14 protein-coding genes are annotated in these 13,664 nt (G+C 68.2%); 5 read left to right on the forward strand and 9 right to left on the reverse strand.

Translation table 11 applies throughout. The annotated features are described in order from the left end of the window. Window positions 1-123 precede the first annotated feature (123 nt). From B9Y64_RS14580 to B9Y64_RS14595, 4 genes are read left to right on the forward strand one after another with little or no spacing between them, the layout of a single operon-like run. Window positions 124-1,020, forward strand: a complete 897-nt coding sequence (locus B9Y64_RS14580) for an ABC transporter ATP-binding protein (RefSeq protein ID WP_100441312.1) — start codon at window positions 124-126, stop codon at window positions 1,018-1,020. Next, window positions 1,017-1,799 carry an ABC transporter permease gene (locus B9Y64_RS14585; RefSeq protein ID WP_100441313.1) on the forward strand — a complete coding sequence of 261 codons (783 nt, stop codon included), beginning with the start codon at window positions 1,017-1,019 and terminating at the stop codon, window positions 1,797-1,799. Before B9Y64_RS14580 ends, B9Y64_RS14585 begins: the two co-directional genes overlap by 4 nt. A gap of 6 nt (window positions 1,800-1,805) precedes the next feature. Beyond that, a complete protein-coding gene (locus B9Y64_RS14590) occupies window positions 1,806-3,029 on the forward strand; it encodes a sensor histidine kinase (RefSeq protein ID WP_100441314.1) in 1,224 nt (407 codons plus the stop codon). After that, the gene (locus tag B9Y64_RS14595) at window positions 3,026-3,628 is read left to right on the forward strand and encodes a response regulator transcription factor (RefSeq protein ID WP_100441315.1); all 603 of its coding nucleotides are present in this window, start codon (window positions 3,026-3,028) and stop codon (window positions 3,626-3,628) included. Before B9Y64_RS14590 ends, B9Y64_RS14595 begins: the two co-directional genes overlap by 4 nt. Before the next feature lie 702 nt (window positions 3,629-4,330). On the opposite strand, the gene B9Y64_RS14600 is transcribed toward B9Y64_RS14595, so the two are convergent. From B9Y64_RS14600 to B9Y64_RS14640, 9 genes are all read right to left on the reverse strand, one after another. Further along, the gene (locus tag B9Y64_RS14600; RefSeq protein ID WP_100441316.1) at window positions 4,331-4,867 is read right to left on the reverse strand and encodes a cytochrome b; all 537 of its coding nucleotides are present in this window, start codon (window positions 4,865-4,867) and stop codon (window positions 4,331-4,333) included. After that, on the reverse strand, window positions 4,864-5,967 hold the full coding sequence (locus tag B9Y64_RS14605) for a catalase family peroxidase (RefSeq protein WP_100441317.1): 1,104 nt from the start codon (window positions 5,965-5,967) through the stop codon (window positions 4,864-4,866). The genes B9Y64_RS14600 and B9Y64_RS14605 overlap by 4 nt, the downstream gene beginning before the upstream one ends. Before the next feature lie 143 nt (window positions 5,968-6,110). Continuing rightward, entirely contained in the window at window positions 6,111-7,478 is a 1,368-nt protein-coding gene (locus B9Y64_RS14610; protein WP_100441318.1) for a leucyl aminopeptidase family protein, read from the reverse strand. Window positions 7,479-7,481: 3 nt separating this feature from the next. Beyond that, the gene (locus B9Y64_RS14615; protein WP_100441319.1) at window positions 7,482-8,201 is read right to left on the reverse strand and encodes an HAD family hydrolase; all 720 of its coding nucleotides are present in this window, start codon (window positions 8,199-8,201) and stop codon (window positions 7,482-7,484) included. A 31-nt stretch (window positions 8,202-8,232) separates the two neighbouring features. Then, on the reverse strand, window positions 8,233-9,342 hold the full coding sequence (locus B9Y64_RS14620) for an AI-2E family transporter (RefSeq protein ID WP_100441320.1): 1,110 nt from the start codon (window positions 9,340-9,342) through the stop codon (window positions 8,233-8,235). 67 nt (window positions 9,343-9,409) lie between these two features. Continuing rightward, window positions 9,410-9,865, reverse strand: a complete 456-nt coding sequence (locus B9Y64_RS14625) for a protein sip-5 (protein WP_100441321.1) — start codon at window positions 9,863-9,865, stop codon at window positions 9,410-9,412. Continuing rightward, complete coding sequence (locus B9Y64_RS14630; protein ID WP_100441322.1) at window positions 9,862-10,332, reverse strand: phage holin family protein; 471 nt, start codon at window positions 10,330-10,332, stop codon at window positions 9,862-9,864. The genes B9Y64_RS14625 and B9Y64_RS14630 overlap by 4 nt, the downstream gene beginning before the upstream one ends. Before the next feature lie 8 nt (window positions 10,333-10,340). Further along, window positions 10,341-10,706, reverse strand: a complete 366-nt coding sequence (locus tag B9Y64_RS14635) for a hypothetical protein (protein ID WP_099551487.1) — start codon at window positions 10,704-10,706, stop codon at window positions 10,341-10,343. Between the two features lie 101 nt (window positions 10,707-10,807). Beyond that, window positions 10,808-12,241 carry a Do family serine endopeptidase gene (locus B9Y64_RS14640; RefSeq protein WP_100441323.1) on the reverse strand — a complete coding sequence of 478 codons (1,434 nt, stop codon included), beginning with the start codon at window positions 12,239-12,241 and terminating at the stop codon, window positions 10,808-10,810. Between the two features lie 489 nt (window positions 12,242-12,730). On the opposite strand from B9Y64_RS14640, the gene B9Y64_RS14645 reads away from it, so the two are divergent. Next, a complete protein-coding gene (locus tag B9Y64_RS14645; protein ID WP_100441324.1) occupies window positions 12,731-13,618 on the forward strand; it encodes a histone in 888 nt (295 codons plus the stop codon). The last annotated feature ends 46 nt before the right edge of the window (window positions 13,619-13,664 follow it).

A 13,664-nucleotide genomic window follows, 5' to 3' on the forward strand; every position in this document is an offset into this window, starting at 1 on the left:
GCATGCAGGCAGGCACAGCGATGACGGCAGTGACAGCTGTCACCCGATGACACTGACGGCGGCAACTGCGAAACGTGACCACGGCGGCACAGGATGGCAACGTCCCCGCTACCGGTACCGCTCATGGATCCGATCGCCCCGTCGCTGGCCCGCCTGCAGCAGGTGCAGGTGCGCTATCGCGACCATACCGCCCTGCAGGGCATCGACCTGCAGGTCCGCGCTGGCCAGGTGCTGGCATTGCTGGGCCGCAACGGTGCCGGCAAGAGTACCGCGATCGGCGTGCTGTTGGGCCTGCGTCGTGCCGATGCCGGCCAGGTCGAGCTGCTTGGCGGCGACCCGCAGCAGCGTGCCAACCGTGTTGGCCTGGGCGTGATGCTGCAGAGCACCAGCCTGCCGCCGATGCTGAAGGTGGACGAACTGGTGGCGCAGGCCAGCGCCTGCTATCCCGACCCGATGCCGCTGCAGGAGGTGCTGCAGCGCGCTGGCCTGCAGGCACTGGCGCGGCGTCGCTACGGCCAGCTGTCCGGTGGCCAGCAGCGCGCGGTGCAGTTCGCCATCGCGCTGTGCGGCCGCCCACGCGTGCTGTTCCTGGACGAGCCCACCACCGGCCTGGACATCCAGGCGCGGCAGGCGATGTGGCAGTCCATCCGGCAACTGGTGGCCGAAGGCTGCGGCGTGCTGCTGACCACCCACTACCTGGAGGAGGCCGAAGCACTGGCGCAGCAGGTGGTGGTACTGGAGCAGGGGCGGGTAGTGGCCGATGCACCGCTGGGCGAGCTGCGCCTGGCCGACCGGCCGCGCCGGATTCGCTGCCGCAGCGGGCTGTCCGCCGAAGACGTGCAGCACTGGCCGGGCGTGCAGCAGGTGCAGCGCGACGGAGACTACCTGCAGCTGCTGGCCAGTCCGGCCGAACCGGTGGTGGCGCGTCTGCTGGCTGCCGACACCCAGCTGCGCGAACTGGAAGTGCAGGGCGCGGCCTTGGCCGACGCCTTCCTCGACATGACCCGGGAGGCCGCATGAATACCCTGAACCCGCCAGTCGCCGCTGCGCGCCCGCTCTCGAGCTGGCGCCGCGCGCTGCGCCCGTACCGCGCCGAACTGCAGGCCGAGCTGCGCCGCGCCTGGCGCACGCCCGCCTTCGCCGTGCCCTCGCTGCTGTTCCCGGTGTTGTTCTACCTGTTGTTCGGCGTGTTGCTGGACCGCGGCCATGCACCGCTGTACCTGCTGGCCACCTATTGCGTGTTCGGCGCGATGGCCCCGGCGTTGTTCGGCTTCGGCGTGCAGCTGGCGCTGGACCGCGAAGGCGGCCTGCTGACCCTCAAGCGCGCGCTGCCGATGCCGGCGGCCGCGCCGTTGCTGGCGCGGTTGGCGATGGCGGTGATGTTCGCGCTGCTGGTGGGCGCGCTGTTGATCGGCGTGGCGCGCGTGTTCGGTGGTGTGCACCTGCAGGTGGTGCAGATGCTGCAGCTGCTGGCGGTGGCAGGACTGGCGGCGCTGCCGCTGGGCGCGATCGGGCTGTTGATCGGCAGCCATGTCAGCGCCAGCGCGGCGCCGGCGATGGTCAACCTGGTCTACCTGCCGCTGGCGTTGCTGTCGGGCCTGTGGCTGCCGCTGTCGGCGTTGCCCAAGGCGTTTTCGATGATGGCACCGCTGTGGCCGACCTGGCACCTGGCGCAGCTGGCGCTGCCGGTGGTCGGGCTGCCATCGGAGGGCAGTCTCGCCGGCCATCTGCTGGTGCTGCTGGCGGTCACGCTGGTGGCACTGCTGCTGGCGCGGCGCCGCCTGCGCCGGATCGGCTGAACTGGCATGATCGGCAGCGATCGTCCCCGCCTGGATCCCCCCGTGCCACCGAGCTGGCTTGCCTCCCTGCTGCGCCCCGCGCCGGATTCGGCGGTGGCCGACAACCTGCGCCGTGGCAAACCGGCCTGGGCCGATGCCATCCACCTGCTGTGGACGATCTGGGTGTTCATGACGCCGGTGTTCAGCGGCGGCTTCACCCTGCGCTGGGTGCTGCTGACCCTGGCCAGCTACCCGGTGTTCCTGCTGCTGTATGCGCGCCTGCTGTTGTCGCCGCGCCACCATGCGCCGCGCTACGCGTTGGCAATGGTGGCGCTGGCCACGGTGCTGGTGCCCTGGTATCCGTCGGGCATCAGCTACTTCATTTTCGGCTGCGTGATGCTGCGTGTCTGTGGGCGGGGCAGCTGGTGGCTGTACCTGCTGCAGCTGGCCGCGTTGAATGCGGTGTTCTGCACGGCGGCGATGCTCGCGCACTACCCCTGGCAGAGCCTGGTCTGGATACCGGCCGTATCGTTCATCATCGGCATGGTGGTGAACGTGGAAGCGGTGAACAAGGACAAGGACGCTGCGCTGCAGCTGTCGCAGGAGGAAGTGCGGCGGCTGGCGACCACCGCCGAGCGTGAACGCATCGGCCGCGACCTGCATGACCTGCTCGGCCACACCCTGTCGCTGATCACGTTGAAGCTGGAACTGGCGCGCAAACTGCACGACCGCGGCGATGCACGCGCGCGGCAGGAGATCGGCGAGGCCGAGGCCATTGCCCGCGAAGCGCTGGCGCAGGTCCGCAGTGCGGTCACCGGCATCCGCGCCAGCGACCTGGCCGGTGAACTGGCATCGGCGCGGCTGCTGCTGGAGTGCCAGCAGGTACACCTTCACTACGCACCACCACCAGCGATGCCGGTGGATGTCGAACGCGGGCTGGCGCTGGTGCTGCGCGAGGCCGCGACCAATATCGTGCGCCATGCACAGGCGACACAGGCTCGGGTGGAATTCATGCTGGAGGGACGCATGCTGGCGATGCAGATCCGCGACGATGGCCGTGGCGGCGTGCAGGCCGAGGGCAACGGGCTGTGCGGCATGCGCGAACGCGTGGCTGCCCTGGGTGGAAGCCTGCAGGTGCAGTCCGCAAAGGGCGAGGGCACGGTGCTCACTGTGCGCGTGCCCCTGGCTGCCGCAACCACACCGCTGCCGCCGGGAACGCCGCCGTCGCTGGCACAGGACGGTGCCGCATGATCCGCATCCTGCTGGCCGAAGACCAGGCGATGGTGCGTGGCGCGCTGTCGGCGCTGCTGGGCCTGGAGCCGGATATCGAGGTGCTGGGCAGCGCCGCCGACGGTGAAACCGCCTGGCGCATGCTGCAGCAGCTGCAGCCGGACATCCTGGTGACCGACATCGAGATGCCGGGCCTGTCCGGTCTGGAACTGGCACAGCGCATCGCCCGCCATGAGCTGCCGATCAAGGTGGTGATCGTGACCACCTTTGCCCGTGCCGGCTTCCTGCGCCGCGCGCTGGAAGCAGGCGTGCTGGGTTATCTGCTGAAGGACGCGCCGGCGGAGAATCTGGCCGACGCCCTGCGCAAGGTGAAGCAGGGCATCCGCGCGATCGACCCGCAACTGGCGCTGGACGCATGGTCGCAGGCCGACCCGCTGACCGACCGCGAACGCCGCGTGCTGCGACTGGCCGGCGAGGGCCGCACCGCCAGCGAGATCGCCGAACAGCTGGGGTTGTCGCACGGCAAGGTACGCAATTACCTGTCCGAGTGCATCGGCAAGCTGGGTGTGGCCAACCGGATCGAGGCGTACCGGCTGGCGCGGCAGAAGGGGTGGTTGTAGGGGCGGCCTGCTTTTTTCGGTGATGTCATTTCCGCGACCGCGGAGGGGTGTCACTTTCTTGCTCGTGCAAGAAAGTAACCAAAGAAACACGCCGCTAGAGCGCGAGCCGACGCTGCGCGCCGGTGCCCTGCGCTTCTCGGTGAATCAGGGGACGGCACCAAGGGCAGCCGAGCATGGCTCGGCTCTACAGAAGGCGAGGCGCCTCTGCGCGCCTGATTCCCCTGCGATGCTCGGCTCGCTCAAGGCGGACCCAACATCAAGAGCAACAGCTGCACCCAGTAGATCCAGGCCATGCGTGGATGCTCTTGCTGTTGATCTTGCCCTTCCAGTCCGCCTTGAGCGAGCCGAGCACCGCAGGTCCGGCGAGGGCGAAGAGGCGCGGGTGTCTGAGCGCAGCGAGTTCCCGCGCCGTCCCTCGACGGATCGAGGAGCGCAGGGTACCGGCGTGCGAAGCACGTCGGCTCGCGGCCGGCGGAGCGTTTCTTTGGTTACTTTCTTGATGGCGCACATCCATGTGCGCCACCCTACGGGCCGGCTACGCCGTTCCACGCTGCTCCTGCAGCGTGGTGCACGCGCAAAGAAAGTGACACCCCTCCGAGGTCGCGGAAACGATCCGCCGGGAACTCCCGGCAAACCCAGCAAACCCAGCAAACCCAGCAAACCCAGCAAACCCAGCAAACCCAGCAAACCCAGCAAACCCAGTCAATCCTTCCCGCGCGCCATCGCCTGGAACACGCCATCACGGCGCACCCACAGGTGGAACAACGCAGCACCCACATGCATCAGCACCGTGGCGAACAACACATACGCCAGCAGGCTGTGCGCATTGCGCAACGCGGCATACAACGCAGCGGTGTGCGGCACGATCGGCGGCAGGTGCAGGCCGCCCCACAGCACGATCGGGTAACCGCCGGCCGACAGCATCGCCCAGCCGATCAGCGGCATCGCCAGCATCAGCGCGTACAGCATCCAGTGCGAGGCCTTGGCCGCCATCACCTGCCATACCGGAAGATCCGCCGGCAGCGGGGGTGGGCGATGGCGCAGCCGGTTGTACAGGCGCAACAGCACCAGTACGCCGATGGCGATACCCAATGGGCGGTGCAGGTCGATCAGCATCGGCCGCAGGTGCAGCGAGGCGACCATGGTCACGCCGATGAACAGCATGGCGATGATCATCAGCGCCATGGACCAGTGCAGCACCCGCGCCAGCAGGTTGAAGTGGCCGTTGCCGGTGCTCATCGTGCGGCCTCCTTCGGTTGCTCGACGTTGCCGCTGGCGCGCTCGCGTTCGCGGCGGTTGAAGGACTGCGAATACACCGCCGAGCGCGCCGCCAGGATCGGATCGTTGCTGCCGCGCACGCCGCTGGGCAGGATCAGTGGATCGAAGTTGATCTGGCCGCAGGCACCCAGTTCCTGCGACTGCATGCGGTCCAGGCTGAGTACGCCGGCGACCACCTGGTCACGCGACTCCGGCCACGGTACCGACGGATCATCGATGGCATCGCCGGGCCCGGCGGTGGTCACCACCAGGTTCCAGCGCACCGGACCACCGGCCAGGCGCTGTTGCAGTTCCTGGCTGAGGAAATCGACGCTGGCCCGCTTGCGCGTTTCCGCATCCATCTCCACCACCGGCGCCTGCGGCTGCCAGCGCCAGCGCACCGCGCGCTTCTGGCCCTGCGCGTTGGTGAACCAGAAGCTGTTGACGCTGTTGAAGGTGGTGTCGGCCCAGCTGCTGGTCCACGGCGCCGTCTTGGCCCACTGCTGGAACGCCTGCGCACTGGGGTATTTCGCCAGCACCGCGGCCATCTTCTGCGGGTCGGGCTTGCCGGTGGCCGGGTCGGGAATGGAGGCGCGGGTCTGCTCGTAGAACGCCTCGGCATCGGGAACGGCGAAGAACGGAAAACTGTTCATCGCCATGCGCCATTCCTGGCCATCATCGCCGACCATCTGCACCGCGAGGCTGCGCACGCGTGCGGTGTTGTCGGCGCCGTAGGGATCACCGCCGCCGATCGACAGGCGGCCCATCACCGGCACGCGGCGCTGCGAGAACACCCGTGCACTGGACAGGGTAGGGGCCTGCGCGCTGGGTTCGAACCAGCCGCTCACGCAGATGCCCTTGCTGTGCGCACGGCGGAACCCGGGATGGGCCGGGCCGGTGGCCTCGATGGTATCGGTGAAGCGCTGCGCGGTGAGGCGGTTGCCGATCCAGCCGGCCAGCCAGGCGAAGGCCAGCGCGGCGGCGCCGAGGATGATCGCGATCAGTGCGATCCAGAGCAGCGGCGAATGCCTGCGCGGTGCGCCGGCTGCCTGGCCGGCGCGGGTATAGCGGAAGAGCGACATGGTCGGGTTCCTGCCTTCACGGAGCGTGTGGGTGGTCGACCCACACATCCTCGCAGAACCCGGCCGGGGCCGAAATTCAATTTTTCGTCAGATTTTCCGGCCCCATCAGGGCGGACAGCGCCGGGCCATGCCCGGCGCCTCCATCAGGCGTAACGCGCCTTCAGCATTGCCCATGCCGAACGCAGCGCCAGCGCTTCGCCACCGGCCGGACGGCCCGGGCGCTCGCCGTCGTTCCAGGCATATACGTCAAGATGCGCCCAGCGCTGGCCGTCTTCCAGGAAGCGCTCCAGGTACAACGCGGCAGTCACCGAGCCGGCCATGCGCGAACCGGCATTGGCCAGGTCGGCAATGCCGCTGCTGAGGTAACGCAGGTAGGGGCGCCACAGCGGCATGCGCCAGACCGGGTCGCGGGTCGCATCACCGGCCTGCAGCCACTGCTGGGCCACGCTGTCGTCATTGCTGAAGAGCGCCGGCAGATCCGGGCCCAGCGCGATGCGTGCGGCACCGGTGAGAGTGGCGAAATCCAGCACCAGGTCGGGCTTCTGCTCACTGGCGAAGGTCAGCGCATCGCACAGGATCACGCGGCCTTCGGCATCGGTGTTGTCGATCTCCACGCTCAGGCCCTTGCGGGTGGCGATCACTTCGCCCGGGCGGAAGGCATCCGGACCGATCGCGTTTTCCACCGCCGGCACCAGCAGGGTCAGGCGTACCGGCAGCCCGCGTGCCATCACCAGGCCGGCCAGGGCCAGTGCGTGCGCGGCGCCGCCCATATCCTTCTTCATGTTGCGCATGCCGTCGGCCGGCTTGATGTCCAGGCCGCCGGTATCGAAGCACACGCCCTTGCCGACCAGCACCAGTGCCGGATCCGATTCCTTGCCCCAGCGCAGCACCACCAGGCGCGGCGCACGGTGCGACGCGCGGCCCACGGCGTGGATGGCCGGGAAGTTCTGCTTCAGCAGTTCATCGCCGGTGATCGCCTCGACCTGCGCGCCATGCGCATCGGCCAGGGCGCGGGCGGCGTCTTCCAGCTGCTGCGGGCCCATGTCTTCGGTCGGCGTGTTGACCCAGTCACGCACACGCAGGCTGGCGGCGATCAGATCGGCCACCTCGCCAGACGGTGCGGCCACCAGCTGCGCCGGTGCACGGTTGCGCTTGCGGTAGCGGTCGAAGCGGTAGCTGCCCAGGCCCCAGCCCAGCTGCAGCAGCGCCAGTTCGGCGGCCGGCAGTTCGCTGGCCAGCTGCCACACGCTGCCTTCCGGCAGGGCGTGCGGGGCATGCGCATAGCTGTAGGCATCGCCACGATCACCCACACCCATCACCGCACCGGCCAGGCCATCGCTGCCGGGCAGCAGGGCCACGCTGTGCGCGCCGGCGGTGAAGCCCTGCGACGCCAGCCAGGCCTGGGTGGCGGCCGGCTGGCCGTCCTTCCAGGCGGCGAACTGTTCGCGGTCCAGCACGTACAGCGGCAGCGCTGCGGCGGTGTCGGCGGTGAAACCAGTGATCTCGCTCATGCGTCAGATACTCCGGGGTGCGGCGGCGTCGAGGTTGGCGTCCAACCAGTCGGCCAGGCCGGTGAGGGTGTCGAACTGCAGGTCCGGCTGCAGCTGCGGATGGGTCCAGGTGGCTGCTTCGCGGTTGATCCAGCACCCGCGCAGGCCGGCGGCGATCGCCCCGGCCACGTCCATCTCGGCGTGGTCGCCGACGTGCAGTACCTGTGCCGGCGCCACACCCAGACGGGTGCAGGCGGCGTGGAAGATGCTTGCCTCGGGCTTGGCCGCGCCATGTTCGCGCGCGCCCAGCTGGAAGGCGAAATGATGGGCCAGGCCGATCCGCTCCAGATCGGCATTGCCATTGCTCAGCGCTGCCACCGGCACCCGCGCGGCAATCCGCGCCAACGCATCGATTGCATCGGGATAGCACTCGACCTGGTTGCGTGCGGCGTAGAACACCTCGTAGGCCGGCTCCAGCAGATCGAGGCTGGCGCCGCTGGCGTGCAGCGCTTCGTGCAGGGTCAGCCGGCGCAGCGCGCTCAGGTCGTGGTGGAGGTGCGGATGGGCGTGGTACAGGCGCTCGCGCAGTTCGCGCATCGCCGCCACCGGATACATCGCGGCGGTGGCGGGGCTGTGTTCACGCATCCACTCGTGCAGGACCAGGTCGATACGGGCGCCGATCGGAGCGAACGGCCACAGCGTGTCGTCAAGGTCGAGAGTGATGGCTTGGACGGGGAAATTCACCCCGCCATTCTACGCCTGCCCGCGCGGGCTTTCATTCCAGCAACCGCGCCCAGCCCTGCATGCCGTCCAGCCGCGCCAGCACCAGCTTGATGCAGACCAGCAGTGGCACCGCCAGCAGCAGGCCGATCATGCCCCAGGCCCAGCCGAACACCATCAGTGCCAGGATCAGCACCAGTGGCGACAGCTTCATGCGCCGGCCCAGCACGATCGGGGTCACCATCTGTCCCTCCAGGGTGTGCAGTGCCAGGTAGGCGGCCGCCGGCAGCAAGGCCTGCAACGGGTCGCGGAACTCCACGAAGCCCATCAGCAGCATCAGTGCCACGCCGATCAGCGGGCCGACATAGGGGGCGAAGTTCAGCAGTGCGGCCACCGTGCCCCACAACAGTGCTTCCTGCAGGCCGATGCCGAGCAGCATCAGTATGCCGGCGAACACCAGGCCCACCAGGGTGTTGATCACGCTGATGGTCAGTACGTAGCGCGAGACCTCGCGTTCGATCGAACGCAGGATGTCGCTGGTGAAGCGCTGCTGCTGGCGGTTCGGGAACAGCGCGATCGCCGCGCGCTGCAGGCTCTGCCCGTAGATCATGAAGAACAGGGTCAGCAGCACCACCGCCAGCACCGATGCGGCCAGCCGTGGCGCGCGGGTCAGCATGCGGTAGGGGTCGTCGAGCTGGGTGCGGATCACCTGCACCTTGTGGTTGCTGTCGCCACCGGCAACGCGGGCGAAGTTCTCCGCCGCCTGGTTGGCCTGCTGCACCGGCTTGGTCAGGTCCTGCACCTGGCGGGCGACCTTGCGCAGCTGCTGCGGTGCTTCCTGCGCCCATTCCATCGCCGGGCCGATCAACTGCACCGCCAGCGAGCCGGTCACGCCCAGGCCGGCGCCGAGGATCAGCAGGGCGCCCAGGGCGCGCGGAATCCACAGCTTCTGCAGCAGGCGCAGGATCGGATTGCCGACCAGTGCGAAGAACATCGCCAGCAGCACCGGCAGGATGATGTCCTGCGCGGCCCACAGCGTGTAGCCCACCGCCAGGGTCGCCAGTACCACCAGTGACATCGGGCCACGCGGGCGCGACGGTGGCGGCAGCGGTGCCTCCGGCGCCTGCGGATCGGCCGGTGACGGGGACAGGAGGGACTCGCTCATCGACGCACCAACCGGGAAGGGGAGCGCATTATCCGCCGGCCGCGATCGGCGCGGCGGATTCCGTGGATCAACGTTCGGACAGCTCGGTGGCGGCTTCGGCCGGGCGCGGTTCGCGCACTTCCGGTTCGGGTTCCGGTGGCGGTCGCGGTGCGGGCCGTGCGTCGGCGGCGGAGGCAGCCGCCTGCGCCTGTTCGCCGGCCTCGTCGGCTTGCTCGGCCGCGTCGTCGGCGGAGGCGGCGGCCTGCGCCGCCATCGCTGCGCCGAACGCCGCCTGCGCGCTGGCGAACAGGTTGGAAACCGAACCCACCATCTGCAGCCAGCGTGCACCGTTGACCTTGCCCGGCACTTCCAGCTTGCCGGCAATGAAGCCACCGGCCAGGCCGACCACGACGATGCGCAGTGGCGACCAGCCCTGGCGCCAGACCTGGCTGAGCGTGGACCAGTGGTCCTGGGTCTCGCCCAGGCGCACGGTCACCACCTGTTCGCAGCGTTTCACCCGCCGCTGCAGCGCGCCGAACTTCATGGCTTGCCCTCTGGCAGCTGCACGCCGGCATCGGGGTCGTCTTCGCTGGGCTCGTCGAACAGGCCCAGGCGTGACAGCTGGCGCCGGGTGGCGTGCATGCCGGTGTGGTGGAAGAAGTAGGACACCCGCCAGATCGCGTAGCCGGTGACGGCCAGGCTCAGCAGCGAGGTGATCAGCAGGGCCTGCAGCCAGCTCAGGCCCCAGCTCTGCAGCAGGGCGATGAGGGTGGCGGCCATCAGCAGCCAGGCCGACGCACCGAATACGATCGCCACGCCGGCCCAGGCCAGCGCACGACCGAACGCGCTGCGTGCCAGCGCGAAGTCGGCCGAAGCCAACCGGCGCAGCGAACGTACGGTGTGCTTGGCCGAATCGGCGGCGGCACGACCGGCCGCACCGACCTGGCGGATGCTCTCATCCAGCGGCGGGGTCGCCGCCGGATCAGGCGTTTGCGCGTTGTCTTCGCTCACGCCGCGGCTTACTTGTCGCTGCTGCCGCGAGCCAGCTTGGCGATGATCCAGCCGGCAGCGAAGGCGACGCCGAACGAAGCCAGCGGACGCTCACGGATCAACTCGGCGGCGCTGTCGATCAGGTCCTTGCCCTTGTCCATCAGCGCGTCGACCTGCTCCTTGGCGGCGGCACCACCAAACTCGGCGGCGGCCAGGCCGGACAGGGCGCTGTCAGACAGTTCCGCCTTGACGTTGGCCTTGCCGATGCGCAGTTCGTCGCTCGCTGCACCGGTTGCGCCCTTGATCGCACCGCCGGCAGCGCTGGCAGCCTGCTTCAGGTGGGAACCGGCTTCACCCAGGTGTTCCTTCAGGTTCTCGGTATTGGTGGGGCTCATCGAATCACTCCTGTTGCGATGGGGGAACGGGTGTCGGCGGTGCCGACCTGGACTGACAGCAATAGCATTGCCGGGGTATAGGGGGTGTTACGGCAGGGCGATCAGCGCATCACGAGCTGGCCCTGCTGCTGGCCGTTGTTGCGCAGCACGCGTACCACCAGGGTCGGCGGGCGCTGCTGGAAATTGGCACGCCAGCTGGCCAGGTCGGCGAATTCACCCACGGTGGCGTCGGTGATGATGTCGCCCTGCTGCAGGCCGTTGCTGGCCGCGCGGCTGCCACGCTTGACCTCGCTGACCAGTACGCCGCCCACGCCCGACTGCCGCAGCGACTCGGGCAGGTCGACGAAGGTGGCACCGGTCAGCCGTGGGTCCAGGCTTTCGCCGGTGACCGCGCGTGCCTGTTCCTTCAGCGTTGCCTTGATCTGCAGCGGCTTGCCTTCGCGGCGGACCTCCAGCGTCAGCGGGCTGCCGACCGCGGCCAGGCCTTCCACGTTGTGCAGGGCTTCGGCGCTGTCCACGCGTTGGCCATTGGCCGAGACCACCACGTCGCCCGGCTTCAGCCCGGCTGCGGCAGCGGCCGAACCGGCCAGCACGCGGGTGATCAGCGCACCACGCGTTTCGCCCAGGCCCAGCCCCTGCGCGATCTGTGCGGTCAGGTTCTGGCTCTCCACGCCCAGCGTGCCGCGCACCACCACGCCATGCTTGACCAGCTGGTCGACCACGCTGCGCGCCAGGTTGGACGGAATCGCCAGGCCCAGGCCGATGTTGCCGGCCATGCTGCCCTGCGGGTTGAAGCTGGCGGTATTGATGCCGACCAGCTGGCCCTGCAGGTTGACCAGCGCGCCACCGGAATTGCCCGGGTTGATCGACGCATCGGTCTGGATGAAGTTCTGGTAGCCCAGGCCACGGATGCCGCTGCGGCCCACCGCCGAGACGATGCCTGAGGTGACCGTCTGGCTGAAGCCGAACGGGTTGCCGATGGCCACCACGAAGTCGCCCACCCGCAGCTGGTCGCTGTTGCCCAGCTTGATGTCGGTCAGGTTCTGCGCCGGGATGCGGATCAGCGCGATGTCGGTATCGCGGTCCGAACCGAGGAACTCGGCCTTCACCGTGCGCCCGTCGGCCAGTGTCACCTGTACGTCATCGGCGTTCTCGATGACATGGTGGTTGGTCAGTACCAGGCCTTCCCTGGCATCGATGATCACGCCCGAACCCAGCGACTCATTGATGCGCTCCTGCGGGATGTCCGGGAACAGGCGGCGGAAGAACGGGTCGTTGAAAAAGGGGTTGCGCACGCGCACCACCTGCTTGGTGTTGACGCTGACCACCGCCGGCATCGCCTTTTCCAGCATCGGTGCCAGCGACGGCACCGCCTGTCCGGCCACCGAGGCCGGCAACGCCGCCGTGGTCGGCAGCACCGCTGGCAGTGGCGCGGCATCGGCACGGTTGTCCAGGTGGGCATTGATGCCGGTGGCAACGAAGCCACCGAAGGCGGCGGCGATTGCGAGCGTGAGCAGGGTGGGAAGCGGTCGCATGGGAGTCGGTTCGCTGGCGTGGGTGGGGGCGGTTCGGCCCTACGGTAAAACAAGCTGAATGAGTGTGTCGCGATCTGGATAAATGCGCCATGAAAACGGCGTGCATCGACGGGGCGGTGGAGGCCGGAAACCGGGGTGTGGCGACACCCGGGCTGGTGATTCGTGCGCCACTCAAGGCCAATGCGTGCCGCGCTGACACAGGCGGATACTTGCGCAGTTCCGCGCAAGCCGGTGCCGCACTGCGCCACAACGCACGCCGGACGGTGCATCCGTGCATGCGCGCGCGACGACCGCCCGGCAGCGCGCGATTCGTGTGGCGCAGCACTGAAAAAAAGGGGTTTGCTGCAAACCGCAGGCGATGACAGGTACCGCTGCGTACACCATCTGCGTCGCATCAGATGCGATTGCTGGCGCGTGCCCCGTTCCACGATCGTCAATGTCGGTATAGCATCGCCCCGTTTTGATACTTAAGGCCCCCAGGAGGGCAACATGAGCAACGGTAATGGTGTGTCGGTCGTGACCGACGCCGTCGAGAACGTCAAAGAAACCGCCACCAACGTCGGCGAGACCATCGCCCACGCCGCCGAAGACGCCGTGAAGTCGGTCAAGAAGACCGTCAAGCGCGCCACCAAGGCTGCCGGCACCCGCGTTGCCAAGGCCAAGAAGGCTGTGGCCAAGGTCGAGAAGACCGTTGCCAAGAAGGCCGAGAAGGCCGCCAAGTCGGTCGGCAAGACCGTTGCCAACGCCAAGAAGAAGCTGGAAGCCGCCAAGAAGAACGCCAAGGCCGAAGCCGCTGCCCTGAAGAAGGAAGTGGCCAAGAAGAAGGCAGCTGCAGGCAAGGCTGTGACCAAGAAGGCCGCTGCTGCCAAGAAGACCACCAAGGCCGCCACCAAGGCTGCCGGCAAGAAGGTCACCACTGTGAAGAAGGCCGCCACCAAGAAGGCTGCCGTCGCCAAGAAGACCGTTGCCAAGAAGACCGCGGCCGCCAAGAAGGTGGTCGGCAAGAAGGTCGCTACCGCCAAGAAGGCCGTGGCCAAGAAGACCGTCGCTGCCAAGAAGGTCGCTGGCAAGAAGGCCGTGGCTGCGAAGAAGGTTGTCGGCAAGAAGGTTGCCGCCACCAAGAAGGTCGCCACCAAGAAGACCACCGCTGCCAAGAAGGTTGTCGGCAAGAAGGCTGCCGTCGCCAAGAAGGCTGTTGCCAGGAAGACCACTGCTGCCAAGAAGGTTGTCGGCAAGAAGGCCGCCGCGACCAAGAAGGTCGTCGCCAAGAAGGCTGCACCGCTGAAGAAGGTCGCTGCCAAGAAGGCTCCGGCCAAGAAGGCTGTCGCCAAGAAGGCCCCGGCCAAGGCCGTGCGCAAGGTCGCCAAGCGCAAGTAATCGCGCCGTGACCGAAGGCCCTGCCACCTTCCGGGTGGTGGGGCCT

This window comes from Stenotrophomonas maltophilia (assembly GCF_002799245.1).
GTDB lineage: Bacteria > Pseudomonadota > Gammaproteobacteria > Xanthomonadales > Xanthomonadaceae > Stenotrophomonas > Stenotrophomonas maltophilia_S.